Annotated in this window: 25 protein-coding genes, 3 tRNA genes and 4 rRNA genes; 11 read left to right on the top strand and 21 right to left on the bottom strand. The window is 50.3% G+C overall.

Features of this window, described 5'->3' with window-relative positions:
* Positions 1–162: 162 nt before the first annotated feature.
* From HV037_RS02260 to HV037_RS02240, 5 genes are all read left to right on the top strand, one after another.
* The gene (locus tag HV037_RS02260; protein ID WP_003025292.1) at positions 163–384 is read left to right on the top strand and encodes a lipoprotein; all 222 of its coding nucleotides are present in this window, start codon (positions 163–165) and stop codon (positions 382–384) included.
* A gap of 460 nt (positions 385–844) precedes the next feature.
* Entirely contained in the window at positions 845–1870 is a 1026-nt protein-coding gene (locus HV037_RS02255; RefSeq protein ID WP_003025295.1) for an amino acid ABC transporter substrate-binding protein, read from the top strand.
* 69 nt (positions 1871–1939) lie between these two features.
* Entirely contained in the window at positions 1940–3121 is a 1182-nt protein-coding gene (locus tag HV037_RS02250) for an amino acid ABC transporter permease (RefSeq protein ID WP_049040272.1), read from the top strand.
* Between the two features lie 9 nt (positions 3122–3130).
* Positions 3131–4234 carry an amino acid ABC transporter permease gene (locus tag HV037_RS02245; protein ID WP_103284305.1) on the top strand — a complete coding sequence of 368 codons (1104 nt, stop codon included), beginning with the start codon at positions 3131–3133 and terminating at the stop codon, positions 4232–4234.
* A 7-nt stretch (positions 4235–4241) separates the two neighbouring features.
* Entirely contained in the window at positions 4242–5000 is a 759-nt protein-coding gene (locus tag HV037_RS02240) for an amino acid ABC transporter ATP-binding protein (RefSeq protein WP_016154732.1), read from the top strand.
* Between the two features lie 84 nt (positions 5001–5084).
* On the opposite strand, the gene rrf (HV037_RS02235) is transcribed toward HV037_RS02240, so the two are convergent.
* The 7 genes from rrf (HV037_RS02235) to HV037_RS02205 all read right to left on the bottom strand — a co-directional run bounded on the left by rrf (HV037_RS02235) (position 5085) and on the right by HV037_RS02205 (position 10531).
* Positions 5085–5200, bottom strand: a 5S ribosomal RNA gene (gene rrf, locus HV037_RS02235).
* A gap of 38 nt (positions 5201–5238) precedes the next feature.
* A tRNA-Thr gene (locus HV037_RS02230) sits at positions 5239–5314 on the bottom strand.
* 14 nt (positions 5315–5328) lie between these two features.
* Positions 5329–5444: ribosomal RNA gene (gene rrf, locus HV037_RS02225) — 5S ribosomal RNA — on the bottom strand.
* Between the two features lie 98 nt (positions 5445–5542).
* A 23S ribosomal RNA gene (locus HV037_RS02220) occupies positions 5543–8449 on the bottom strand.
* A 208-nt stretch (positions 8450–8657) separates the two neighbouring features.
* Positions 8658–8733: transfer RNA gene (locus tag HV037_RS02215), tRNA-Ala, on the bottom strand.
* A gap of 108 nt (positions 8734–8841) precedes the next feature.
* Positions 8842–8918: transfer RNA gene (locus tag HV037_RS02210), tRNA-Ile, on the bottom strand.
* 71 nt (positions 8919–8989) lie between these two features.
* Positions 8990–10531: ribosomal RNA gene (locus HV037_RS02205) — 16S ribosomal RNA — on the bottom strand.
* Together the 16S, 23S and 5S rRNA genes with 3 tRNA genes alongside form the textbook arrangement of a ribosomal RNA operon.
* Positions 10532–11000: 469 nt before the next feature.
* Here HV037_RS02205 and HV037_RS02200 point away from each other — a divergent pair.
* Positions 11001–11555 carry a gamma carbonic anhydrase family protein gene (locus HV037_RS02200; protein WP_019078186.1) on the top strand — a complete coding sequence of 185 codons (555 nt, stop codon included), beginning with the start codon at positions 11001–11003 and terminating at the stop codon, positions 11553–11555.
* Here the strand turns inward: HV037_RS02200 and HV037_RS02195 are convergent.
* The 6 genes from HV037_RS02195 to dprA are packed head-to-tail and all read right to left on the bottom strand — an operon-like array spanning position 11531 to position 15323.
* Complete coding sequence (locus HV037_RS02195) at positions 11531–11788, bottom strand: DUF1488 domain-containing protein (RefSeq protein ID WP_047358921.1); 258 nt, start codon at positions 11786–11788, stop codon at positions 11531–11533. The two genes, HV037_RS02200 and HV037_RS02195, sit on opposite strands and share 25 nt — an antisense overlap.
* Positions 11785–12606 carry a shikimate dehydrogenase gene (aroE, locus tag HV037_RS02190; RefSeq protein WP_103283382.1) on the bottom strand — a complete coding sequence of 274 codons (822 nt, stop codon included), beginning with the start codon at positions 12604–12606 and terminating at the stop codon, positions 11785–11787. The genes HV037_RS02195 and aroE overlap by 4 nt, the downstream gene beginning before the upstream one ends.
* Position 12607: 1 nt before the next feature.
* Entirely contained in the window at positions 12608–13180 is a 573-nt protein-coding gene (gene tsaC, locus HV037_RS02185) for an L-threonylcarbamoyladenylate synthase type 1 TsaC (protein WP_043018532.1), read from the bottom strand.
* A gap of 4 nt (positions 13181–13184) precedes the next feature.
* A complete protein-coding gene (locus tag HV037_RS02180) occupies positions 13185–13727 on the bottom strand; it encodes a type I DNA topoisomerase (RefSeq protein ID WP_016154737.1) in 543 nt (180 codons plus the stop codon).
* A gap of 26 nt (positions 13728–13753) precedes the next feature.
* The gene (gene smg / locus HV037_RS02175) at positions 13754–14227 is read right to left on the bottom strand and encodes a DUF494 family protein Smg (RefSeq protein ID WP_003031162.1); all 474 of its coding nucleotides are present in this window, start codon (positions 14225–14227) and stop codon (positions 13754–13756) included.
* Positions 14199–15323 (bottom strand): DNA-protecting protein DprA, encoded by a 1125-nt coding sequence (gene dprA / locus HV037_RS02170; RefSeq protein ID WP_103283381.1) that lies wholly within the window; start codon positions 15321–15323, stop codon positions 14199–14201. The genes smg and dprA overlap by 29 nt, the downstream gene beginning before the upstream one ends.
* 129 nt (positions 15324–15452) lie before the next feature.
* Between dprA and def the strand changes: the two genes are divergently transcribed.
* The 5 genes from def to mscL all read left to right on the top strand — a co-directional run bounded on the left by def (position 15453) and on the right by mscL (position 20218).
* Positions 15453–15962 carry a peptide deformylase gene (def, locus tag HV037_RS02165; protein WP_003031159.1) on the top strand — a complete coding sequence of 170 codons (510 nt, stop codon included), beginning with the start codon at positions 15453–15455 and terminating at the stop codon, positions 15960–15962.
* Between the two features lie 14 nt (positions 15963–15976).
* A complete protein-coding gene (fmt, locus tag HV037_RS02160; RefSeq protein WP_047501513.1) occupies positions 15977–16924 on the top strand; it encodes a methionyl-tRNA formyltransferase in 948 nt (315 codons plus the stop codon).
* 51 nt (positions 16925–16975) lie between these two features.
* Positions 16976–18265 carry a 16S rRNA (cytosine(967)-C(5))-methyltransferase RsmB gene (gene rsmB, locus HV037_RS02155; RefSeq protein ID WP_103283380.1) on the top strand — a complete coding sequence of 430 codons (1290 nt, stop codon included), beginning with the start codon at positions 16976–16978 and terminating at the stop codon, positions 18263–18265.
* A gap of 21 nt (positions 18266–18286) precedes the next feature.
* Entirely contained in the window at positions 18287–19663 is a 1377-nt protein-coding gene (trkA, locus tag HV037_RS02150; RefSeq protein WP_003031153.1) for a Trk system potassium transporter TrkA, read from the top strand.
* A gap of 141 nt (positions 19664–19804) precedes the next feature.
* Positions 19805–20218, top strand: coding sequence for a large-conductance mechanosensitive channel protein MscL (gene mscL / locus HV037_RS02145; protein ID WP_016154742.1), 414 nt, complete (start codon positions 19805–19807; stop codon positions 20216–20218).
* On the opposite strand, the gene arfA is transcribed toward mscL, so the two are convergent.
* The 8 genes from arfA to rpsM all read right to left on the bottom strand — a co-directional run bounded on the left by arfA (position 20215) and on the right by rpsM (position 24256).
* On the bottom strand, positions 20215–20433 hold the full coding sequence (arfA, locus tag HV037_RS02140; protein WP_016157605.1) for an alternative ribosome-rescue factor ArfA: 219 nt from the start codon (positions 20431–20433) through the stop codon (positions 20215–20217). The genes mscL and arfA overlap by 4 nt on opposite strands.
* Before the next feature lie 56 nt (positions 20434–20489).
* Positions 20490–20915, bottom strand: coding sequence for a Zn(2+)-responsive transcriptional regulator (zntR, locus tag HV037_RS02135; protein ID WP_016154744.1), 426 nt, complete (start codon positions 20913–20915; stop codon positions 20490–20492).
* Positions 20916–20925: 10 nt separating this feature from the next.
* Positions 20926–21294 (bottom strand): DUF1992 domain-containing protein, encoded by a 369-nt coding sequence (locus tag HV037_RS02130; protein ID WP_016157606.1) that lies wholly within the window; start codon positions 21292–21294, stop codon positions 20926–20928.
* A gap of 106 nt (positions 21295–21400) precedes the next feature.
* Positions 21401–21784, bottom strand: a complete 384-nt coding sequence (gene rplQ / locus HV037_RS02125; RefSeq protein WP_103283379.1) for a 50S ribosomal protein L17 — start codon at positions 21782–21784, stop codon at positions 21401–21403.
* 40 nt (positions 21785–21824) lie between these two features.
* Positions 21825–22814 (bottom strand): DNA-directed RNA polymerase subunit alpha, encoded by a 990-nt coding sequence (gene rpoA, locus HV037_RS02120; protein ID WP_003031139.1) that lies wholly within the window; start codon positions 22812–22814, stop codon positions 21825–21827.
* 25 nt (positions 22815–22839) lie between these two features.
* Entirely contained in the window at positions 22840–23460 is a 621-nt protein-coding gene (gene rpsD / locus HV037_RS02115; protein WP_003031138.1) for a 30S ribosomal protein S4, read from the bottom strand.
* A 33-nt stretch (positions 23461–23493) separates the two neighbouring features.
* Positions 23494–23883, bottom strand: coding sequence for a 30S ribosomal protein S11 (gene rpsK / locus HV037_RS02110; protein WP_003031137.1), 390 nt, complete (start codon positions 23881–23883; stop codon positions 23494–23496).
* Positions 23884–23899: 16 nt separating this feature from the next.
* Entirely contained in the window at positions 23900–24256 is a 357-nt protein-coding gene (gene rpsM / locus HV037_RS02105) for a 30S ribosomal protein S13 (RefSeq protein WP_003031135.1), read from the bottom strand.
* Between the last annotated feature and the right edge of the window lie 22 nt (positions 24257–24278).

Genomic DNA, 24278 nt, shown 5'->3' with positions numbered 1-24278 from the left:
ATCACCTTTCTTTTTATCCATTATTTTTACAATCCACATGAATTGAGATTATTCCTCATGTCAGTATTTTTTTAAGAAGTGGTAAAATAATCGCCGAGTTCGCAGATGGCTTAGCGTTTGTCTTTGCTCAATTAGCGAAACGCTTATTTTTGAGGTAACACCATGAAAAGATTAATATCCGTTGCATTGCTTACCGCATTCCTGGCCGGCTGTGCACACGATTCTCCTTGCGTACCTGTATACGACGATCAGGGGCGCCTGGTTCATACCAATACCTGTATGAAAGGCACCACGCAGGATAACTGGGAAACAGCCGGTGCCATCGCCGGTGGCGCAGCAGCCGTTGCCGGGCTGACGCTTGGGATAGTCGCCCTGACCAAATAAATCTTCTTAAAAGCGCGGTGGGTACCGCGCTTTTTGCAATAAGAATTAAATCTTTATATAAGACAAAACGTTGGTATATAGCACTCAACGTATAATAAAATTATTATAGATTTGCCTCACATATCCACGATTTGAAATTAGCATTTTTTCAGTTCTTCGTAACAGCGCGCTTTCTTTTCATTATTCTCACGTCATCAATATTAACGTACGAAATCGTTATCACGCGTCCGGTTTGATTTTTAAATTTTTTGCGCCGAAATGTGGCTTACGTTTCAATTTTGCACCACTTCAGGGCGCTGCATTTATTTTTTCCTGTCTACACTCTGGATATTGCGTCGAATAATCGTGCGCAAAAACCTGGCACTACCTTTGCTTAAAAGAGTATGGCCATAGCCACAGACAGGTAAAAGACGTTTTCAGAACGTTTCCATAACAATAATTCCTCCACACAGGATGCTCTATGAAAAAGATGATAATAGCCAGCCTGGCTGCGGCCGGCGTGCTGCTTGCGGTTGCAAATCAGGCACATGCCGGCGCAACACTTGATGCCGTAAAGAAAAAAGGTTTTGTGCAGTGTGGGATCAGTGACGGGTTGCCTGGCTTTTCTTATGCCGATGCAAGCGGTAAGTTCTCAGGTATTGATGTCGACGTATGTCGTGGCGTTGCCTCCGCCGTATTTGGCGATGATAGCAAAGTAAAATATACCCCGCTCACCGCCAAGGAACGCTTTACCGCACTACAATCAGGTGAAGTCGACATGCTCTCTCGTAATACCACCTGGACCTCCTCTCGTGACGCAGGAATGGGAATGTCTTTCACTGGCGTAACGTATTACGACGGCATTGGTTTTCTTACCCACAATAAAGCGGGTCTCAAGAGTGCTAAAGAGCTGGATGGCGCAACGGTTTGTATCCAGGCAGGAACAGATACCGAACTGAACGTGGCTGACTACTTTAAAGCCAACAACATGAAGTACACCCCTGTCACTTTTGACCGCTCGGATGAATCAGCTAAAGCTCTGGAATCTGGACGCTGCGACACGCTGGCTTCCGACCAGTCTCAGTTGTACGCCCTGCGAATCAAGCTGAGTAATCCTGCGGAATGGATTGTCCTGCCAGAAGTTATTTCTAAAGAACCGCTGGGACCTGTTGTACGTCGTGGAGACGATGAGTGGTTCTCCATTGTTCGCTGGACGCTGTTCGCCATGCTGAATGCGGAAGAAATGGGCGTTAACTCGAAAAACGTCGATGAAAAAGCGGCTAATCCTGCAACGCCGGATATGGCACACCTGTTAGGCAAAGAAGGGGATTATGGTAAGGATCTGAAGCTTGATAACAAATGGGCTTACAACATTATCAAGCAGGTAGGTAACTACTCGGAGATCTTTGAGCGTAACGTGGGATCGGAAAGCCCACTGAAGATCAAACGTGGACAGAACAACCTCTGGAATAACGGTGGCATTCAATATGCGCCACCGGTGCGCTAATACGTAGTGATGTAACGGGCGCCGCGACTGCGGCGCTCAGTCCAGAGTCATAGTTACCGAGGTTTTCTTATGTTCCATCGCCGCTCAATCGTAAAAGGATCGTTATCCTTTTCTAACCCTGCGGTCCGCGCCTGGTTATTTCAAATACTTGCCGTCATTGCAGTCATCAGCATTGCGGTCTATCTCATCCATAACACGATAAATAACCTGAATAATAGCGGTATTACCTCGGGATTCTCTTTTCTCGATCGCAGCGCCGGATTTGGTATTGTCCAGCATCTGATCGATTACGAGCAAGGCGATACGTATGGCCGTGTTTTTATCGTTGGCCTGCTCAATACGCTATTGGTTTCTGCACTGTGCATTGTTTTTGCATCAATTCTCGGTTTCTTTCTCGGACTGGCACGCCTGTCAGATAACTGGTTATTACGAAAGCTCTCGACGATCTACATCGAAACGTTCCGCAATATACCGCCGCTGCTGCAGATCTTCTTTTGGTATTTCGCCGTATTACGTAACCTGCCCGGCCCACGTCAGGCCGTTAACGCGCTGGACTTGATGTTTCTGAGTAACCGGGGACTCTATATTCCGGCACCGCAAATGGGAGAAGGATTTTTTGCCTTTTGCGGCGCTGTAATTATCACTATCGTCGTCACTATCGGGCTATTTCGCTACAACAGAATGCACCAGACTAAAACCGGTCAGCTACGCCGGACCTGGCCCACAGCTCTGGCGCTGATCGTGCTTTTACCGATGATCTCACAGTGGCTGTTTGGCGCAGCGCTTCACTGGGATATCCCCGCCCTTCGCGGTTTTAACTTCCGTGGCGGTATGGTGCTTATTCCCGAACTGGCTGCCCTGACGCTGGCGCTTTCAGTGTATACCTCGGCGTTTATTGCAGAAATTATTCGAGCGGGAATCCAGGCCGTTCCTTATGGCCAACATGAAGCAGCACGCTCGCTGGGCCTCCCAAATCCGGTGACACTGCGCCAGGTGATCATCCCACAGGCGCTGCGCGTCATCATTCCCCCATTAACCAGCCAGTATCTGAATATCGTCAAAAACTCCTCTCTTGCGGCCGCCATTGGCTACCCGGATATGGTTTCACTGTTTGCCGGCACGGTACTCAATCAAACAGGGCAAGCCATTGAAACCATTGCTATCACGATGTCGGTGTACCTGATCATCAGCCTGAGCATTTCTCTGCTGATGAATATTTATAACCGCCGTATTGCACTGATTGAGCGCTAAGGAGCCATGATGACAAAAGCACTGCTGTCTCACCCCTCGCGTCAGAACAGTAAACCGGCAAGCCGCAGTCTACTCTGGGTGCGTAAAAACCTGTTCTCCAGTTGGTCAAATAGCCTGCTCACGCTGCTGTGCGTTTGGCTGATTTGGTCATTTCTTCCGCCACTGATGAACTGGGTATTCTTTCAGGCCAATTGGGTCGGTTCAACCCGCGCAGACTGCACCAAAGCAGGGGCTTGCTGGGTGTTCATTCATGAACGCTTTGGGCAATTCATGTATGGACTTTATCCCCACGATCAGCGCTGGCGCGTAAATCTGGCCCTGATCATTGGCCTGGCCTCTATCGTCCCTATGTTCTGGAAATCTATTCCTCACCGTGGCCGCTATATCGCCGTCTGGGCCGTCGTTTATCCAGTGGTGGTCTGGTGGTTGATGTACGGTGGTTTTTTCGGACTTGAGCGCGTAGAAACCCGACAATGGGGCGGATTAACACTGACGCTTATCATTGCATCCGTGGGGATTGCGGGCGCGCTTCCGTGGGGTATTTTACTGGCGCTTGGACGTCGGTCTCATATGCCAGTCGTGCGGATTTTATCCGTCATTTTCATTGAGTTCTGGCGCGGTGTGCCGTTGATTACCGTCCTTTTTATGTCCTCGGTCATGCTTCCTCTGTTTATGTCCGAAGGGACCAGTATCGACAAACTTATCCGGGCGCTGGTCGGCGTGATTCTTTTCCAGTCGGCCTATGTCGCAGAAGTGGTTCGCGGAGGGTTACAGGCCCTACCAAAAGGTCAGTATGAAGCCGCTGAATCACTGGCGTTAGGGTACTGGAAAACGCAAGGGCTGGTCATTCTTCCGCAAGCCCTCAAGCTGGTTATTCCGGGTCTGGTTAACACGATTATCGCCCTGTTTAAGGATACCAGTCTGGTCATCATCATCGGCCTGTTTGATCTCTTCAGTAGCGTGCAGCAGGCAACTGTGGACCCTGCATGGTTGGGTATGTCGACGGAAGGATATGTTTTCGCTGCACTGATTTACTGGATCTTCTGTTTTAGCATGTCGCGTTACAGCCAACATCTGGAAAAACGTTTTAACACCGGGCGTACACCGCACTGAGGAATTTATGAGCCAATTATTAATGCCGTCTACCGACGCGATGATTACGCTGGAAAACGTCAACAAATGGTACGGACAGTTTCACGTCCTGAAAAACATCAACCTGAAGGTAAAGCAGGGAGAACGCATCGTATTATGCGGACCTTCCGGTTCGGGTAAATCGACAACTATCCGCTGTATCAACCATCTGGAAGAGCATCAGCAAGGACGTATTGTAGTGGATGGGATCGAACTCAATGAAGATATCCGCAATATTGAGCGCGTCAGACAAGAAGTTGGCATGGTTTTTCAGCACTTTAATCTCTTTCCTCATTTGACGGTCCTGCAAAACTGCACGCTGGCACCAATCTGGGTACAAAAGATGCCGAAAAAAGAGGCTGAAGCTCTGGCAATGCACTACCTTGAGCGAGTTCGTATTGCTGAACATGCGCATAAATATCCTGGGCAAATCTCTGGTGGGCAGCAACAGCGTGTAGCCATTGCACGCTCGCTGTGCATGAAACCCAAAATCATGTTATTCGATGAACCCACATCAGCGTTGGATCCTGAAATGGTAAAAGAAGTGCTTGATACCATGATAGGTCTGGCGCAATCAGGCATGACTATGCTGTGTGTTACCCATGAAATGGGCTTTGCCCGCACAGTGGCCGACCGGGTGATCTTTATGGATCTTGGCGAGATTGTTGAACAGGCAGCACCGGATGAGTTTTTTGCTCACCCCAAATCTGAACGCACTCGTGCGTTTTTATCGCAGGTTATTCATTAAAGTCATGCGCCGGATACAGCCCGGCGTTTAACAGATAAAACAAAAGACCCAGTCTTTCGACTGGGCCTTTTGTTTTTATTTGATGTCTGGCAGTTCCCTACTCTCGCATGGGGAGACCCCACACTACCATCGGCGCTACGGCGTTTCACTTCTGAGTTCGGCATGGGGTCAGGTGGGACCACCGCGCTACAGCCGCCAGACAAATTCTTTTCTAAGTGCCAAACTTTAACCGAAAAACTGGTGCTGATACCCAGAGTCGAACTGGGGACCTCACCCTTACCAAGGGTGCGCTCTACCAACTGAGCCATATCAGCACACTAAATTTGATGCCTGGCAGTTCCCTACTCTCGCATGGGGAGACCCCACACTACCATCGGCGCTACGGCGTTTCACTTCTGAGTTCGGCATGGGGTCAGGTGGGACCACCGCGCTACAGCCGCCAGGCAAATTCTGTTTATCAACACACCTCTCGGGTCTGTCGATGTCATCTGTAATCAAGCTGAATTTCGATGTCTCTTTCGCCAAAACACCTTCGGCGTTGTAAGGTTAAGCCTCACGGTTCATTAGTATCGGTTAGCTCAACGTATCGCTACGCTTACACACCCGACCTATCAACGTCGTCGTCTTCAACGTTCCTTCAGGACCCTTAAAGGATCAGGGAGAACTCATCTCGGGGCAAGTTTCGTGCTTAGATGCTTTCAGCACTTATCTCTTCCGCATTTAGCTACCGGGCAATGCCGTTGGCATGACAACCCGAACACCAGTGATGCGTCCACTCCGGTCCTCTCGTACTAGGAGCAGCCCCCCTCAATTCTCCAGCGCCCACGGCAGATAGGGACCGAACTGTCTCACGACGTTCTAAACCCAGCTCGCGTACCACTTTAAATGGCGAACAGCCATACCCTTGGGACCTACTTCAGCCCCAGGATGTGATGAGCCGACATCGAGGTGCCAAACACCGCCGTCGATATGAACTCTTGGGCGGTATCAGCCTGTTATCCCCGGAGTACCTTTTATCCGTTGAGCGATGGCCCTTCCATTCAGAACCACCGGATCACTAAGACCTGCTTTCGCACCTGCTCGAGCCGTCACTCTCGCAGTCAAGCTAGCTTATGCCTTTGCACTAACCTCCTGATGTCCGACCAGGATTAGCTAACCTTCGTGCTCCTCCGTTACTCTTTAGGAGGAGACCGCCCCAGTCAAACTACCCACCAGACACTGTCCGCAACCCGGATCACGGGTCTACGTTAGAACACCAGCCATTAAAGGGTGGTATTTCAAGGTTGGCTCCATGCAGACTGGCGTCCACACTTCAAAGCCTCCCACCTATCCTACACATCAAGGACCAGTGTTCAGTGTCAAGCTATAGTAAAGGTTCACGGGGTCTTTCCGTCTTGCCGCGGGTACACTGCATCTTCACAGCGAGTTCAATTTCACTGAGTCTCGGGTGGAGACAGCCTGGCCATCATTACGCCATTCGTGCAGGTCGGAACTTACCCGACAAGGAATTTCGCTACCTTAGGACCGTTATAGTTACGGCCGCCGTTTACCGGGGCTTCGATCAAGAGCTTCTCCTTACGGATAACCCCATCAATTAACCTTCCGGCACCGGGCAGGCGTCACACCGTATACGTCCACTTTCGTGTTTGCACAGTGCTGTGTTTTTAATAAACAGTTGCAGCCAGCTGGTATCTTCGACTGATTTCAGCTCCATGAGTAAATCACTTCACCTACATATCAGCGTGCCTTCTCCCGAAGTTACGGCACCATTTTGCCTAGTTCCTTCACCCGAGTTCTCTCAAGCGCCTTGGTATTCTCTACCTGACCACCTGTGTCGGTTTGGGGTACGATTTTGTGTTACCTGATGCTTAGAGGCTTTTCCTGGAAGCAGGGCATTTGTTACTTCAGCACCGTAGTGCCTCGTCATCACACCTCAGCGTTAACAAGACTCCGGATTTACCTGGAATCTCCGCCTACATGCTTAAACCGGGACAACCGTCGCCCGGCTAACATAGCCTTCTCCGTCCCCCCTTCGCAGTAACACCAAGTACAGGAATATTAACCTGTTTCCCATCGACTACGCCTTTCGGCCTCGCCTTAGGGGTCGACTCACCCTGCCCCGATTAACGTTGGACAGGAACCCTTGGTCTTCCGGCGTGCGGGTTTTTCACCCGCATTATCGTTACTTATGTCAGCATTCGCACTTCTGATACCTCCAGCATGCCTCACAGCACACCTTCAACGGCTTACAGAACGCTCCCCTACCCAACAACACATAGTGTCGCTGCCGCAGCTTCGGTGCATGGTTTAGCCCCGTTACATCTTCCGCGCAGGCCGACTCGACCAGTGAGCTATTACGCTTTCTTTAAATGATGGCTGCTTCTAAGCCAACATCCTGGCTGTCTGTGCCTTCCCACATCGTTTCCCACTTAACCATGACTTTGGGACCTTAGCTGGCGGTCTGGGTTGTTTCCCTCTTCACGACGGACGTTAGCACCCGCCGTGTGTCTCCCGTGATAACATTCTTCGGTATTCGCAGTTTGCATCGGGTTGGTAAGTCGGGATGACCCCCTAGCCGAAACAGTGCTCTACCCCCGAAGATGAGTTCACGAGGCGCTACCTAAATAGCTTTCGGGGAGAACCAGCTATCTCCCGGTTTGATTGGCCTTTCACCCCCAGCCACAAGTCATCCGCTAATTTTTCAACATTAGTCGGTTCGGTCCTCCAGTTAGTGTTACCCAACCTTCAACCTGCCCATGGCTAGATCACCGGGTTTCGGGTCTATACCCTGCAACTTAACGCCCAGTTAAGACTCGGTTTCCCTTCGGCTCCCCTATTCGGTTAACCTTGCTACAGAATATAAGTCGCTGACCCATTATACAAAAGGTACGCAGTCACCCCATAAAGAGGCTCCCACTGCTTGTACGTACACGGTTTCAGGTTCTTTTTCACTCCCCTCGCCGGGGTTCTTTTCGCCTTTCCCTCACGGTACTGGTTCACTATCGGTCAGTCAGGAGTATTTAGCCTTGGAGGATGGTCCCCCCATATTCAGACAGGATACCACGTGTCCCGCCCTACTCTTCGAGTTCACAACACATGCACTTTTGTGTACGGGGCTGTCACCCTGTATCGCCGGACTTTCCAGACCGTTCCACTACCACACATGCTGATTCAGACTCTGGGCTGCTCCCCGTTCGCTCGCCGCTACTGGGGGAATCTCGGTTGATTTCTTTTCCTCGGGGTACTTAGATGTTTCAGTTCCCCCGGTTCGCTTCATTACGCTATGTATTCACGTAATGATAGTGTGACGAATCACACTGGGTTTCCCCATTCGGAAATCGCCGGTTATAACGGTTCATATCACCTTACCGACGCTTATCGCAGATTAGCACGTCCTTCATCGCCTCTGACTGCCAGGGCATCCACCGTGTACGCTTAGTCGCTTAACCTCACAACCCGAAGATGTTTCGTAAAACACTTCAGTGTTGCGAAAATTTGAGAGACTCGAACACACCGCTTTTCATTTCTTGTTTACGGAGAAATGAAACAGTGTGTCGTTTCAATTTTCAGCTTGATCCAGATTTTTAAAGAGCAAAACTTCGCAGTGAACCTTTTCAGGTACACTCTGAAGTTTTCTTGTGTTTTTGCAGTAAGGAATGGTGGAGCTATGCGGGATCGAACCGCAGACCTCCTGCGTGCAAAGCAGGCGCTCTCCCAGCTGAGCTATAGCCCCATCGTAGTTAAATCTCGTTTAACCTTAATTTCTGTTGAGGCAAGGCGTGGTGACGCGAAGCATACTGAAGTATGTGAGCGTCGCCGCAACGCAGCATCAGCAGAAATTTGGTAGGCCTGAGTGGACTTGAACCACCGACCTCACCCTTATCAGGGGTGCGCTCTAACCACCTGAGCTACAAGCCTGCAGAGATTTTCTTACTGCTAATTTTCATCAGACAATCTGTGTGAGCACTACAAAGAACGTTTCTTTAAGGTAAGGAGGTGATCCAACCGCAGGTTCCCCTACGGTTACCTTGTTACGACTTCACCCCAGTCATGAATCACAAAGTGGTAAGCGCCCTCCCGAAGGTTAAGCTACCTACTTCTTTTGCAACCCACTCCCATGGTGTGACGGGCGGTGTGTACAAGGCCCGGGAACGTATTCACCGTGGCATTCTGATCCACGATTACTAGCGATTCCGACTTCATGGAGTCGAGTTGCAGACTCCAATCCGGACTACGACATACTTTATGAGGTCCGCTTGCTCTCGCGAGGTCGCTTCTCTTTGTATATGCCATTGTAGCACGTGTGTAGCCCTACTCGTAAGGGCCATGATGACTTGACGTCATCCCCACCTTCCTCCAGTTTATCACTGGCAGTCTCCTTTGAGTTCCCGGCCGGACCGCTGGCAACAAAGGATAAGGGTTGCGCTCGTTGCGGGACTTAACCCAACATTTCACAACACGAGCTGACGACAGCCATGCAGCACCTGTCTCAGAGTTCCCGAAGGCACGTTCGCATCTCTGCAAACTTCTCTGGATGTCAAGAGTAGGTAAGGTTCTTCGCGTTGCATCGAATTAAACCACATGCTCCACCGCTTGTGCGGGCCCCCGTCAATTCATTTGAGTTTTAACCTTGCGGCCGTACTCCCCAGGCGGTCGACTTAACGCGTTAGCTCCGGAAGCCACGCCTCAAGGGCACAACCTCCAAGTCGACATCGTTTACGGCGTGGACTACCAGGGTATCTAATCCTGTTTGCTCCCCACGCTTTCGCACCTGAGCGTCAGTCTTTGTCCAGGGGGCCGCCTTCGCCACCGGTATTCCTCCAGATCTCTACGCATTTCACCGCTACACCTGGAATTCTACCCCCCTCTACAAGACTCTAGCCTGCCAGTTTCGGATGCAGTTCCCAGGTTGAGCCCGGGGATTTCACATCCGACTTGACAGACCGCCTGCGTGCGCTTTACGCCCAGTAATTCCGATTAACGCTTGCACCCTCCGTATTACCGCGGCTGCTGGCACGGAGTTAGCCGGTGCTTCTTCTGCGAGTAACGTCAATTGCTGTGGTTATTAACCACAACACCTTCCTCCTCGCTGAAAGTACTTTACAACCCGAAGGCCTTCTTCATACACGCGGCATGGCTGCATCAGGCTTGCGCCCATTGTGCAATATTCCCCACTGCTGCCTCCCGTAGGAGTCTGGACCGTGTCTCAGTTCCAGTGTGGCTGGTCATCCTCTCAGACCAGCTAGGGATCGTCGCCTAGGTGAGCCGTTACCCCACCTACTAGCTAATCCCATCTGGGCACATCCGATGGCAAGAGGCCCGAAGGTCCCCCTCTTTGGTCTTGCGACGTTATGCGGTATTAGCTACCGTTTCCAGTAGTTATCCCCCTCCATCGGGCAGTTTCCCAGACATTACTCACCCGTCCGCCACTCGTCACCCAAGGAGCAAGCTCCTCTGTGCTACCGTTCGACTTGCATGTGTTAGGCCTGCCGCCAGCGTTCAATCTGAGCCATGATCAAACTCTTCAATTTAAGTTTGATGCTCGTGAATTAAACTTCGTAATGAATTACGTGTTCACTCAGAGACTTGGTATTCATTTTTCGTCTTGCGACGTTAAGAATCCGTATCTTCGAGTGCCCACACAGATTGTCTGATAAATTGTTAAAGAGCAGTTGCGACGCGCTTTAGCGCTCTGTCGCGAGGTGGCGTATATTACGCTTTCCTCTTTCAGAGTCAACCCTCATTTTCAGGTTTTTCTCTTCAACCGAACCGGCTGTTTGCGTGAAGTGATTCACATCCGCCGTGTCGATGGAGGCGCATTATAGGGATCCCATTTTTTAGCACAAGTATTTTTTGGATCTTTTTTGCTGAGTGCTTGTTTTTCACCCCTTTCGCTATATTCCTGCACAATTTGGCTGATTTTTGATAGCTAAATCACTTGCACAGTCTCGATAATCCAACCAAAGTCTTCATTACTGCTCTATTTTTGTTGAGGTAAACATGTCTGATGTATTACGTCCTTATAAGGATCTTTCCCCACAGATCGGAAAACGCGTGATGATCGACACCAGTAGCGTCGTCATTGGTGATACTCGTTTGGCTGATGACGTCGGGATTTGGCCGTTGGTTGCGATTCGTGGCGACGTCAACTATGTACAAATCGGCGCCCGTACAAACATTCAGGACGGCAGCGTTCTCCATGTCACACATAAATCCACATCTAATCCGCAAGGTAATCCATTGATCGTGGGTGAGGATGTGACGGTCGGTCATAAAGTCATGCTACACGGCTGCATCGTTGGCAACCGCGTATTGGTCGGTATGGGATCAATTTTACTGGACGGCGTAGTGGTAGAAGACGACGTTATGATTGGGGCAGGAAGCCTGGTGCCGCAAAACAAACGCCTGGAGAGTGGATATTTGTACCTGGGTAGTCCGGTTAAACAGATCCGGCCATTAAGTGACGAAGAGAAGGCAGGCTTAAAATACTCTGCTAACAACTACGTTAAATGGAAAGATGAGTATTTAAATCAGAGTAACCAAACCCAACCCTGAGAGTCTTCCTGCTGGTCCTGGATCAATGCTTCGGCCTCTTCTTCCAGGTCCCAGCGATGCTGTTGAAAGATTTCCAGCCATTGTTCAGGCGTGCAGCCGCCAAAGCGGGACGCCAACGTCTCCCCTGATATAGCGCATGTTAACTGCATACCATGGACCAACGCTGGGAAAACAACGGCGCTAATATCCGTCCGCCATTCTTCTCGATCGGGAAACTGGATCGCCTGATTCATACCGACATTTCCTGTTGCATGCTTTTGATGACGGGCTCAATCTGTGGCAATACACCATGCCAGAGTAAAACGGCGTGCGCAGCTTGTCCCACCAGCATCCCCAGACCATCGGCATACTGTTTCGCCCCATGTTCAGCACACCAGGAAAGGAACGGTGTATTCCCTTGCTGATAAAACATGTCATAGCAATAGACAGATGAGTGAATAAGCGATGTCGGAATGGCTGGTACCTCACCGCTAATTCCGCTGGATGTCGCATTAATAATTAAATCAAAACTGTAATTATCAAGCTCGTCCATACCCACCGCCTGCACGCTGCCGGTATGGGAGAAGATTTGTGCCAGTTCTTCTGCGCGCGAAGCAGTACGGTTAACGATGGTTACCGCACAATCCAGAGAAAGAAGAGGTAATAAAACCCCACGGGATGCGCCACCGGCACCAATCAACAGAACTCGTGATCCGGGACGAATGAAAGATAAACGTTCAAGATCGCTTAATAAGCCGATACCATCCGTGTTATCTCCCAGTAAACGCCCATCCTCAAGTCGTTTAAGAGTGTTGACCGCTCCAGCAAGCGATGCCCGCTCCGTTAATTCATCGGCACGCGCAAACGCCTCTTCTTTAAAAGGTACAGTAACATTTGCCCCCTTCCCACCCTCAGCAAAAAAGGCATTCAGCGTATTCACAAAATCATTGATAGGTGCCAGTACACGTCCATAGGAATGTTCAATTTTCAACTGCTCTGCAAATTGCTGATGAATAAAGGGCGATTTACTGTGCGCTATCGGATTACCAAAAACAGCATAGGCTTCTTTCATATTACCCCTGTCGAAACTGTTCACCGGTCAGAGCATCACGGATCTCAGAAGGATTCAAACGCCCTCCGGTCTCCCCTTCAACTACGGGAAAGTCTGTACCAAACTGCGCGCGGACTTCCTCTACCGTTCTGCAAGGCGGTAAGCCACTCAAATTAGCACTGGTGGAGACTAACGGTTTGCCATAAGCCTGGCACAATGCAACCACCAGCGGATGATCGGTGACTCGCACGGCCAGCGAGTCAAAACGACCGGTCAGCCAACGGGGCGTAGTCGCAGGCGCAGGGAAAACGAAGGTGACAGGACCAGGCCAGCGAGCGAACACAGCCTCACGTTGAGCATCAGTAAGCGTGCTATCGTCAATATAGGGCTTGAGCTGGTCAAAATTTGCCGCAATCAAAATTAAGCCTTTATCGACTGGGCGTTGTTTTAGCTCCAACAGACGGGTAACTGCCGTTTCGCTGTCGGGATCGCAGCCGACACCAAATACAGCTTCTGTTGGATAGGCGATGACTTTTTCTTGTTTCAGAACCGCTATCGCAGCAGCGATAGGGCCTGTGGGCAGGTTATTATTCACTTTTTTATTCCGCCGAGAACGGCTTTCCACATTGTTTACTGGCACAGAAATGCTTCACACCCTGCGCGGTTTTCTTTTCGATGAGTAGCGGATAATGGCACTCAGGACACTCTCCGGCTAACGGTTTGAAGTTAATGACAAACTGGCACTCCGGATAGCGATCGCAGGAGTAAAACGTTTTGCCATAACGGGAACGCCGCTGGACCAGGTGGCCAGTCTGGCATTGAGGACAAACTATTGCTGTTTCATCTGGCTTGTCGATAAGTTCGGTGTGTTCACACGTTGGATAATCGCTGCATCCAATAAACATCCCGAATCTTCCCTGTCTCAGCACCAGCTCGGCGCCACATGCAGGACAAAGCTTACCCTCCAGAACTTTGACAATATGTCCGTCCGCGGAAGATTTCAGCGGACGGATGTAATCGCATTCTGGATAGTGTGAACAACCGAGAAACGGACCGTGTTTCCCGGAACGAATAACCAGTTCAGCCCCACATTGTGGGCAGGGCTCGTTTTTACGCACCGTAAACAGTGCTGATTTAGCCATAACAACTCATACTGAATGAAGATTGATTAATGCAGCATACCTTCATTCACTTCAAAGAGTAATTCTTCCATTTGCTGATAGGCATTTTCACAACCTGGAATATTGAAAAGCACCATCAGGATCACCCACTTCAGATCTTCCAGATCGAACTCTGCCGTATCCAGCGCGAGTACGCGCTCAATGACCATTTCTCGTGTTTCGAGGTTTAGCACCTGAATCTGTTCCAGGAATAGCAGGAACCCTCTACAGCTTGCATCCAGTCGATCACACTCTTCTGCGGTATAAATACGTATAGAAAGAGGATCGGATGCCAGCTGCATAGGTTCGGCAAGACCATCCTGATAATCAGCAAGCTTTTCCAGCCAAAGTAACGCGTTGTAGATGTCTTCTCGATCAAAACCAGCGTCGGTAAGATCCCGTTCCAGTTTGTCCTGATCCACACGCAGCTCAGCTTCGTTATGGATATATGTCTCAAACAAATACATTAGTACGTCGAACATGGCATGCCCTCCTCAATCGGACATAGCCGCCGGGTACAGCTGCGATCCATCCTGCTAACTCCAGTTCGAGCAGTTGAGCCACTACCTCTGGCACAGGTTGGCCGGCACGTTCAGCGACGACGTCAACAGGTGTTACCTCATCTCCTACGTTAGCCAGGAGCTCCGGAAATGGCAATGCCACCTCTTCGTGATCTGGCGAATAAATTGATTTTTCAGGTTCATCTGGCAACCATTGCAGCCCATATTGCAAATTTTCCAGAATTTCTTCTGGGGCCGTCACAAGCGTGGCTCCCTGCTGAATAAGCCAATGTGGACCTTCACTTCCCGGACTCCCAATCGGTCCAGGCAACGCAAAAACCTCCCGCCCTTGTTCCAGTGCACAACGCGCAGTGACCAGTGACCCGCTACGCTGAGCAGCTTCTACAACCAGGACTCCTTTACTTAGACCACTAATAATGCGATTTCGTCGGGGAAAATTGCGCGGCAAAGGAAGCGTATCTAATGGGAACTCAGACACCAGTGCGCCTCCAGCCTCAATCAGTCGTTTAGCCAGACTGACATGCTGTCGTGGATGAATGGTCTCAAGCCCATTTCCCAGCACCGCAATACTCGTGCCTTCTCGGTTTATCGCAGCATTGTGCGCCACACCATCAATCCCCCGGGCCAGGCCGCTGGTGATCGTCACGCCGCATGCTGCAAGCTTTTCACAAAACAGCCGCCCCCAGCGTTCGCCATACCAGGAGTGCTGTCGGCTACCGACGACGGCAACCTGAAACGAGCTAAGGCATATGGGATTTCCTGCCACAAAAAGCACCCCAGGATAATCCTCAATTGCACGGAGCTGTGCCGGATAATGCTCGCTGTCGGCAACCACAAAATGATGGTTGGGCTGTTCAAGCCAGCGCAGCGTTTTTTCCAGCGTCTGATCTGGAAAGGTTAAAAAGCGCCGGGCCTGGCGGGGAGAGAGTCCAGCATGATGAAGTACCACGTTGTTAATACACGGCTGAGTATTGAGCCAGTGGGCAACGCGCACCATCTCATCACCATACAGTTCATTCACTTGTGCTAAACGTAGCCAAATTTCGATATTGGTCATCCCTGTTCCCCTGCCACAAGCAGTCCTGGCAATCTTTGCGATTGGTCACTGATGCTGTCAATCAGAGGGGGTTTTGTCTAGAATAGAGGTAATAATCTTTTCAACTCCTGAACACAACTCTGGATAACTATGTCAGTTTTGCAAGTGTTACATATTCCGGACGAGCGCCTTCGCAAAGTCGCAAAACCGGTCGAAGAAGTGAATGCAGAAATTCAGCGTATCGTTGATGATATGTTCGAAACGATGTACGCCGAAGAAGGTATCGGTCTGGCAGCAACTCAGGTCGATATTCATCAGCGCATCATTGTTATTGATGTCTCTGAAAATCGCGACGAGCAGTTGGTACTCATTAACCCAGAGCTGCTGGAAAAAGACGGCGAAACAGGTATTGAAGAAGGCTGCCTGTCTATTCCCGAACAGCGTGCGTTAGTACCGCGCGCAGAGAAAGTAAAAATTCGGGCGCTCGATCGCAACGGCAAATCTTTTGAACTGGAAGCCGATGGCCTGCTGGCTATCTGCATTCAACATGAAATGGATCACCTGGTCGGTAAACTGTTTATCGATTATCTGTCTCCGTTGAAGCAACAACGCATTCGTCAGAAAGTTGAAAAACTCGACCGCCTGAACGCCCGAGCTTAAGGACAAGAATCAACGTGTCAGACTCACTACGTATTATTTTTGCGGGTACACCTGACTTTGCAGCGCGTCATCTCGACGCGCTGTTGTCTTCTGGACATAACGTCGTTGGCGTGTTTACCCAACCGGACCGTCCGGCGGGACGCGGTAAAAAGCTGATGCCCAGCCCGGTAAAAGTGCTGGCGGAAGAAAAAGGGATACCGGTTTTCCAACCCGTCTCTCTTCGTCCTCAGGAAAACCAGCAGCTGGTTGCTGATTTACGCGCAGACGTGATGGTAGTGGTAGCATATGGCCTGATACTGCCAAAAGCCGTACTGGAAATGCCGCGTCTGGGTTGTATCAACGTTCACGGTTCCCTGCTTCCACGCTGGCGTGGCGCAGCCCCAATCCAGCGCTCACTGTGGGCAGGCGACGCCGAAACTGGTGTGACCATCATGCAGATGGATGTTGGCCTCGACACCGGTGATATGCTGCTTAAGCTGTCCTGCCCGATAACTGCAGAAGATACCAGCGGTTCGTTATACGATAAGCTGGCAGATTTAGGGCCTCAGGGGCTGATTGAAACGCTAAAACAGCTGGCGGCTGGCACCATAAAACCCGTTGTACAAGATGAATCACTGGTTACGCATGCAGAAAAACTCAGCAAAGAAGAGGCCCGTATCGACTGGTCGCTTTCAGCCGCTCAGTTGGAACGCTGCATCCGCGCCTTTAACCCGTGGCCAATGAGCTGGCTTGAAATCGACGGCCAGCCAGTGAAAGTCTGGCAAGCTACGGTTATTACAGCGAACACACAGGCCGCACCAGGCACTATTCTTGAGGCGACAAAACAGGGTATCCAGGTCGCAACGGGCGACGGCATCCTGAATCTCGTCTCTTTGCAACCTGCCGGTAAAAAAGCCATGAGCGCGCAGGATCTGCTTAATTCGCGCCGGGAATGGTTTGTACCCGGTAACCGTCTGGTATGACGGTTCATCTCTTTAAGCCCGGTATCTCCGGGCATTTTTATTTTTGCGCTTATGAAAAAACATCTTAATTTACGCAGTATGGCGGCCCAGGCCGTCGAACAGGTTGTCGAAAAGGGACAATCATTAAGCAACGTGCTGCCCGCCATGCAGCAAAAAGTTGCCGATAAAGACAAAGCACTGTTGCAGGAGCTTTGCTTCGGCGTGTTGCGTACACTCTCCCAACTGGAGTGGATGATCCAGCAGTTGATGGAACGTCCAATGACGGGCAAACAGCGCACTGTTCACTATCTGATCATGGTGGGCTTCTACCAACTGCTGCATACTCGTATTCCACCACATGCTGCTTTGGCAGAGACCGTAGAAGGCGCGGTCGTTATTAAGCGTCCGCAGCTTAAAGGGCTGATCAACGGCGTGCTGCGCCAGTTTCAGCGCCGTCAAGAAGAGCTACTGGCTGAATTCTCTCAAAGCGATTTACGTTTCTTACACCCCTCCTGGCTGGTTAAACGTATTAAGACCGCTTATCCGCAGCAGTGGGAAGCCATTCTTGAAGCCAATAACCAGCGACCGCCGATGTGGTTACGTGTCAATCGTAACCATCATACGCGCGATGCCTGGCTGGACCTGCTGACCGAAGCGGGATTAACCGGTTTCCCGCATCCAGATTACCCGGATGCAGTGCGTCTGGAAACGCCAGCTCCTGTGCACGCCCTCCCTGGTTTTGATGAAGGCTGGGTAACCGTCCAGGATGCTTCCGCTCAAGGATGCATAAACTATCTGTTGCCGGAGGACGGTGAACAGCTCCTCGACCTATGCTGTGCGCCGGGGGGCAAAACCACTCACATTCTGGAAGTTGCTCCGCACGCTAACGTAATGGCTGTCGATGTTGATGAAAAACGCTTATCGCGCGTTTTCGACAATCTAAAACGTCTGGGTATGAAGGCAACCGTAAAACAGGGTGATGGCCGCTATCCACAGCAGTGGTGCGGTGAACAACAGTTTGACCGTATTTTGCTGGACGCTCCGTGTTCTGCCACCGGAGTGATCCGTCGCCATCCGGATATCAAATGGCTGCGTCGCGACCGGGATATTGCTGAACTTGCCCAGTTGCAGGCTGAAATCCTGAATGCAACCTGGCCACATCTTAAACCTGGCGGCACGCTGGTTTATGCAACCTGCTCTATCCTGCCAGAAGAAAACCAACAGCAAATTGCCGCCTTCCTTGCGCGCACGCCAGATGCGGTATTAAGCGTCACTGGTACGCCGGAAAAACCTGGACATCAGAATTTACCGAGTGCGGAAGATGGTGATGGCTTCTTTTACGCTAAGCTAATCAAAAAGTGATGAGATAACGGGTCGCGACTGATGAAAATTATCATTCTGGGCGCAGGGCAAGTTGGCGGTACGCTGGCTGAAAACCTGGTCGGAGAGAACAACGATATCACGGTAGTCGATACCAATGGTGAGCGCCTGCGTAGCCTGCAGGACAAGTTTGATCTCCGTGTCGTGCAAGGGCATGGTTCGCATCCCCGCGTTCTACGTGAAGCCGGTGCTGACGATGCCGATATGCTGGTTGCCGTAACCAGCTCAGATGAAACAAATATGGTTGCCTGCCAGGTAGCTTATTCACTGTTTAACACGCCTAATCGTATCGCTCGTATTCGTTCACCGGATTACGTTCGTGATGCGGACAAGCTATTTCAATCTGATGCGGTGCCTATCGATCACCTGATTGCGCCTGAGCAACTGGTTATCGATAGCATTTATCGCCTGATTGAATATCCGGGCGCATTGCAGGTAGTGAATTTTGCCGAAGGAAAAGTCAGCCTGGCCGTGGTGAAAGCCTATTACGGTGGGCCGCTGATTGGTAATGCGCTGTCGACAATGCGTGAGCATATGCCGCACATCGATACCCGCGTTGCGGCGATTTTCCGTCATGACCGACCGATCCGTCCGCAAGGTTCTACCATTGTTGAAGCGGGTGATGAAGTTTTCTTCATCGCGGCCTCGCAGCATATTCGCGCCGTAATGAGCGAATTACAGCGTCTGGAAAAGCCTTACAAACGCATTATGTTAGTGGGCGGTGGGAATATTGGCGCGGGGCTGGCACGGCGACTAGAAAAAGATTACAGCGTCAAACTGATTGAACGTAATCAACAGCGCGCATCCGAGCTTGCAGAGAAACTGCAAAATACGATCGTCTTTTTTGGTGATGCCTCGGATCAAGAGCTGCTGGCGGAAGAACATATCGATCAGGTTGATCTGTTCATTGCGGTAACCAACGATGATGAAGCGAATATCATGTCGGCGATGCTTGCCAAACGGATGGGCGCCAAGAAAGTGATGGTGTTGATCCAACGCAGAGCATACGTCGATCTGGTGCAAGGCAGCGTGATCGATATTGCGATTTCACCGCAGCAGGCAACCATCTCTGCGCTGCTCAGTCATGTGCGTAAAGCGGATATTGTTGGTGTATCTTCACTGCGCCGTGGCGTCGCGGAAGCCATTGAAGCCGTTGCACACGGTGATGAAACGACGTCACGGGTTGTGGGTCGCTCAATTGATGAAATTAAACTTCCACCAGGAACCATTATTGGCGCCGTTGTGCGTGGTAACGATGTGATGATTGCCAATGATAACCTGCGTATTGAACAGGGCGATCACGTAATTATGTTCCTGACAGATAAAAAGTTTATTACCGACGTCGAGCGACTATTCCAGCCAAGTCCGTTCTTCCTGTAATAATTTGGGCGCTGAAACTGCGCCTAAATTATTTCCCTCTATTTTTCATGGTTTAATAAATTTCTATTTAGGCAATACATAAATGGAAATTGCCTAAACATTTGTTAAACTTATAAACGTCAGCTGCATAGGGAGAATAAGATGAGCATTATTAAAGAATTTCGCGAATTCGCGATGCGCGGGAATGTTGTCGATTTGGCAGTGGGTGTCATTATTGGTGCGGCATTTGGGAAGATTGTTTCATCACTGGTTGCCGATATCATCATGCCGCCGCTGGGGTTGTTAATTGGTGGAATTGATTTTAAACAGTTTGCTTTAACACTACGTGATGCACAGGGAGATATCCCTGCAGTCGTTATGCATTACGGTGTATTTATTCAGAATATCTTTGATTTCGTTATTGTTGCGTTTGCTATCTTTATGGCAATCAAGCTGATCAACAAACTGAACCGTAAAAAAGCGGAAGAGCCAGCAGCACCGCCAGCGCCATCGAAAGAAGAAGTATTGCTGAGTGAAATTCGTGACCTGCTGAAAGAACAGAATAACCGCTCTTAAGCACTCACTGAAACAAGAAGGCCAGTGGTAAAAAAGTGAATGACTTTCTTGCCACTGGCCTCCCAGTTACCCCGATTACCATGTTTACCTTTACGTAGATAACTTCCTTTCCCTTTCTTATTTTTCTCAACGCGCTGCCTGAACAGTGGGTCATGTAGAAGCGCCTCAATGGCGTTATCTTTTATCTGCCCTTTAGTGTGCTGATAACGACTCATAATACCTCCGGTTGTCGTAATTTACGCCGCGAGTGTAGACCTGACCGTTCAATAAATCAACAGCCTGATGGTGATCCACTGGCGCCTTGCTCAAGTGCTTCAAGGATAGAGCAGTACACGCTGCTGTGTGCCTTGCCACAACACGCGTCATTCAATCGCTGCAGCGACCGTTGCATCGCCTGAAGCTCAGCTATTCTCGCTTCCACTTCCTGCAATCTTTCCTGGACGATCCCTTTTGATTCCTGGCAGGTATGGTGTTCGGGATCGATGCGGATCGAAAGCAGTTCGCGGATCGATTCCAGAGTGAAACCAAGCTGACGGGCATAGCGAATAAACTTTAGACGCTGAAGATCGCTTTCCGTATAGAGACGAAACCCGCCTTCTGTACGTATTTCATGTTCCATCATCTGCTGCTTTTCATAGTAGCGGATAGTATCAGGCGTCACGTCAGCCAGTTTCGCTAATTCACCAATACGGTACATGCTATCTCCGCTATTCGTCGTTGATCTTCTGTAGCAGCTTATCTGCGTATTCACCGTGTAAAAACTCGGTGCTGAGTCCAGCCTGCCGTAGTTTCAGTTCCAGTAGTGACAGTCTTCGACTCACTTCCTGATAATGGGGATCATCTTTGCGGATCCCTGCAAGTATTTCAAGCAGCTGTATTGCCTCTCTGCGCTGCTCTAGCTCAGGAGGAAGACATCCCGCATTTTTTAATAAACGGAATCCGGCTCGAAGTTCAGGCGGAATGTGGGAATCATCGTCAAGAACCAACGGTTCTCCAGTACCATGCAAACCATCAAACTCACCTTTAGACTGTGCATCAATAATATGGCGCTCTGCCCACTGGTCCAGTAACCACATACAACACTCCAGTGATGAACAAAAAGAGTACAGATATTGTAGGTAAGTGGGGATATGACGGATATAAAAAAACCCGCCGAGGCGGGTTTTTTTACGTTACTACAGATTACTCTACAGCAGCTTCTGTTTTCTCTGAACGATCAACCAGCTCGATGTATGCCATCGGCGCGTTGTCGCCTGCACGGAAGCCACACTTCAGAATGCGAGTGTAACCACCGGCGCGGCTCGCGAAACGCGGGCCCAGTTCGTTAAACAGTTTTGCCACGATCTCGTTATCACGAGTGCGGGCGAATGCCAGACGACGATTAGCTACGCTATCAGTCTTGGCAAGAGTAATCAGCGGCTCAACTACGCGACGCAGCTCTTTCGCTTTCGGCAGAGTCGTCTTGATGATTTCATGACGAACCAGTGAACCTGCCATATTGCGGAACATAGCCTGGCGATGGCTGCTGTTGCGGTTCAGTTGACGACCACTCTTACGATGGCGCATGACCTTATCCTTCTCAGTAAAACCTTAACCTGTGATCCGGTTACTCGTCAGCGATGCTTGCCGGTGGCCAGTTTTCCAGGCGCATGCCCAGAGACAGTCCACGGGAAGCCAGCACGTCTTTAATCTCAGTAAGAGATTTTTTACCAAGGTTAGGCGTCTTAAGAAGCTCAACCTCAGTACGCTGTACCAGATCACCGATATAGTGGATAGCTTCTGCTTTGAGGCAGTTAGCAGAGCGGACAGTCAATTCCAGATCGTCAACAGGGCGCAGCAGGATCGGATCGAATTCTGGTTTCTCTTCTTTAACTTCCGGCTGACGTACATCACGTAAGTCAACGAAAGCTTCAAGTTGTTCAGCCAGAATGGTTGCCGCACGACGAATCGCCTCTTCAGGATCGATTGTACCGTTGGTTTCCATTTCGATGACCAGCTTGTCCAGGTCGGTACGCTGTTCTACACGCGCTGCTTCAACATTGTAGGCAATACGCTCTACAGGGCTGTAGCATGCGTCGACCAGCAGACGGCCGATTGGGCGCTCATCTTCTTCCGAATGAATTCGGGTAGAAGCCGGCACATAACCACGACCGCGCTGAACTTTGATACGCATGCTAATAGATGCATTCTCATCGGTCAGGTGGCAGATCACGTGCTGTGGCTTGACGATTTCGACATCACCATCATGGGTAATGTCGGCTGCAGTCACAGGGCCAATGCCAGATTTATTCAAGGTAAGAATAACGTCATCTTTACCCTGAACTCTCACCGCCAGCCCTTTCAGGTTGAGCAGGATTTCCAGGATATCTTCCTGAACGCCTTCTTTGGTGCTGTACTCATGTAGTACACCATCAATCTCAACCTCGGTCACCGCGCAACCCGGCATCGATGAGAGCAGAATACGGCGCAGTGCGTTACCCAAAGTATGGCCAAAGCCACGCTCTAAAGGCTCAAGGGTCACCTTGGCGTGCGTCGAACTCACTTGCTCGATATCTACCAGGCGCGGTTTTAGAAACTCTGTCACAGAACCCTGCATTGTGTCCTCTCTTTGGTACTAAGCTTTACTTGGAGTAAAGCTCGACGATCAGGTGTTCGTTAATGTCCGCAGACAGATCAGAACGCTCCGGCTTACGCTTGAACGTACCTTCCATCTTGCCAGCATCAACTTCCAGCCAGGTTGGCTTTTCACGCTGCTCAGCCAGCTCCAGAGCGGCTTTCACGCGAGACTGCTTCTTCGCTTTCTCACGAATGCTAACAACGTCATTCGGACTAACCTGATAAGAAGCGATGTTAACAACACGACCGTTTACCATAATTGCTTTATGGCTGACCAGCTGACGTGCTTCTGCACGAGTGGCACCGAAGCCCATACGGTATACAACGTTGTCCAGACGACCTTCCAGCAGACCCAACAGGTTTTCACCGGTGTTGCCTTTCAGACGTGCTGCTTCTTTGTAGTAGTTACGGAACTGACGCTCCAGCACACCGTAGATACGGCGAACTTTTTGCTTTTCACGCAACTGCACACCATAGTCAGACAGACGCGGTTTACGCGCACCGTGCTGGCCAGGAGCTTGTTCAATTTTACACTTGGTATCGATCGCGCGAACGCCAGACTTAAGGAATAAGTCAGTGCCCTCACGACGGCTCAGCTTGAGCTTAGGACCCAAATATCTTGCCATTTTCTTTCTCCAACAATCCTAGAAACGACAGCGTTATACGCGACGTTTTTTCGGCGGACGACAACCGTTATGAGGGATCGGAGTCACATCAGTAATATTAGTGATGCGGAAACCAGCGGCGTTCAGAGCACGAACAGTAGATTCGCGACCTGGACCCGGTCCTTTGACCATAACTTCCAGATTCTTGATACCGTATTCTTTTACGGCTTCAGCGCAACGCTCTGCTGCAACCTGAGCTGCAAACGGAGTGGATTTGCGAGAACCACGGAAACCGGAACCACCGGCTGTTGCCCAACCCAGTGCGTTACCCTGACGATCAGTAATGGTAACGATGGTGTTGTTAAAAGAAGCATGGATATGAGCCACGCCGTCAGAGACTTGTTTTCTTACACGTTTACGTGCACGAATTGGTGCCTTTGCCATTATTCAATCACCCCGATTATTTCTTGATCGGTTTGCGCGGACCCTTACGGGTACGTGCGTTGGTCTTGGTACGCTGACCGCGAACCGGGAGACCACGACGATGACGCAAACCGCGATAGCAACCAAGGTCCATAAGGCGCTTGATGCTCATGCTAACTTCACGGCGCAGATCACCTTCAACGACAAATTTGGCAACTTCGTCACGCAGCGTGTCGATTTGTTCTTCAGACAGCTCACTGATCTTAACATCTTCAGCGATACCCGCGGCAGCCAGAATGGCTTTAGAACGGGTCTTGCCGACGCCGTAGATCGAAGTTAATGCGATCACAGCATGTTTCTGATCAGGAATGTTAATGCCTGCTATACGGGCCACTATGCACTCCTACTATTTAATA

The sequence above is a fragment of the Citrobacter sp. RHBSTW-00017 genome (assembly GCF_013797615.1).
GTDB lineage: Bacteria > Pseudomonadota > Gammaproteobacteria > Enterobacterales > Enterobacteriaceae > Citrobacter > Citrobacter braakii.
This window is presented reverse-complemented; position numbering and strand designations above follow the sequence as displayed.

Excerpts from the sequence above, each read along its gene's own strand:
- trkA (WP_003031153.1), top strand. The coding sequence starts at position 18,287 with ATGAAAATTATCATTCTGGGCGCAGGGCAAGTTGGCGGTACGCTGGCT.
- zntR (WP_016154744.1), bottom strand. The coding sequence starts at position 20,915 with ATGTACCGTATTGGTGAATTAGCGAAACTGGCTGACGTGACGCCTGAT.
- HV037_RS02130 (WP_016157606.1), bottom strand. The coding sequence starts at position 21,294 with ATGTGGTTACTGGACCAGTGGGCAGAGCGCCATATTATTGATGCACAG.
- HV037_RS02260 (WP_003025292.1), top strand. The coding sequence starts at position 163 with ATGAAAAGATTAATATCCGTTGCATTGCTTACCGCATTCCTGGCCGGC.
- def (WP_003031159.1), top strand. The coding sequence starts at position 15,453 with ATGTCAGTTTTGCAAGTGTTACATATTCCGGACGAGCGCCTTCGCAAA.
- HV037_RS02250 (WP_049040272.1), top strand. The coding sequence starts at position 1,940 with ATGTTCCATCGCCGCTCAATCGTAAAAGGATCGTTATCCTTTTCTAAC.
- HV037_RS02200 (WP_019078186.1), top strand. The coding sequence starts at position 11,001 with ATGTCTGATGTATTACGTCCTTATAAGGATCTTTCCCCACAGATCGGA.
- dprA (WP_103283381.1), bottom strand. The coding sequence starts at position 15,323 with ATGACCAATATCGAAATTTGGCTACGTTTAGCACAAGTGAATGAACTG.
- rsmB (WP_103283380.1), top strand. The coding sequence starts at position 16,976 with ATGAAAAAACATCTTAATTTACGCAGTATGGCGGCCCAGGCCGTCGAA.
- HV037_RS02180 (WP_016154737.1), bottom strand. The coding sequence starts at position 13,727 with ATGGCTAAATCAGCACTGTTTACGGTGCGTAAAAACGAGCCCTGCCCA.
- rpsK (WP_003031137.1), bottom strand. The coding sequence starts at position 23,883 with ATGGCAAAGGCACCAATTCGTGCACGTAAACGTGTAAGAAAACAAGTC.
- rpsD (WP_003031138.1), bottom strand. The coding sequence starts at position 23,460 with ATGGCAAGATATTTGGGTCCTAAGCTCAAGCTGAGCCGTCGTGAGGGC.
- smg (WP_003031162.1), bottom strand. The coding sequence starts at position 14,227 with ATGTTCGACGTACTAATGTATTTGTTTGAGACATATATCCATAACGAA.
- arfA (WP_016157605.1), bottom strand. The coding sequence starts at position 20,433 with ATGAGTCGTTATCAGCACACTAAAGGGCAGATAAAAGATAACGCCATT.
- mscL (WP_016154742.1), top strand. The coding sequence starts at position 19,805 with ATGAGCATTATTAAAGAATTTCGCGAATTCGCGATGCGCGGGAATGTT.
- aroE (WP_103283382.1), bottom strand. The coding sequence starts at position 12,606 with ATGAAAGAAGCCTATGCTGTTTTTGGTAATCCGATAGCGCACAGTAAA.
- HV037_RS02245 (WP_103284305.1), top strand. The coding sequence starts at position 3,131 with ATGACAAAAGCACTGCTGTCTCACCCCTCGCGTCAGAACAGTAAACCG.
- rpoA (WP_003031139.1), bottom strand. The coding sequence starts at position 22,814 with ATGCAGGGTTCTGTGACAGAGTTTCTAAAACCGCGCCTGGTAGATATC.
- HV037_RS02240 (WP_016154732.1), top strand. The coding sequence starts at position 4,242 with ATGAGCCAATTATTAATGCCGTCTACCGACGCGATGATTACGCTGGAA.
- rplQ (WP_103283379.1), bottom strand. The coding sequence starts at position 21,784 with ATGCGCCATCGTAAGAGTGGTCGTCAACTGAACCGCAACAGCAGCCAT.
- HV037_RS02195 (WP_047358921.1), bottom strand. The coding sequence starts at position 11,788 with ATGAATCAGGCGATCCAGTTTCCCGATCGAGAAGAATGGCGGACGGAT.
- HV037_RS02255 (WP_003025295.1), top strand. The coding sequence starts at position 845 with ATGAAAAAGATGATAATAGCCAGCCTGGCTGCGGCCGGCGTGCTGCTT.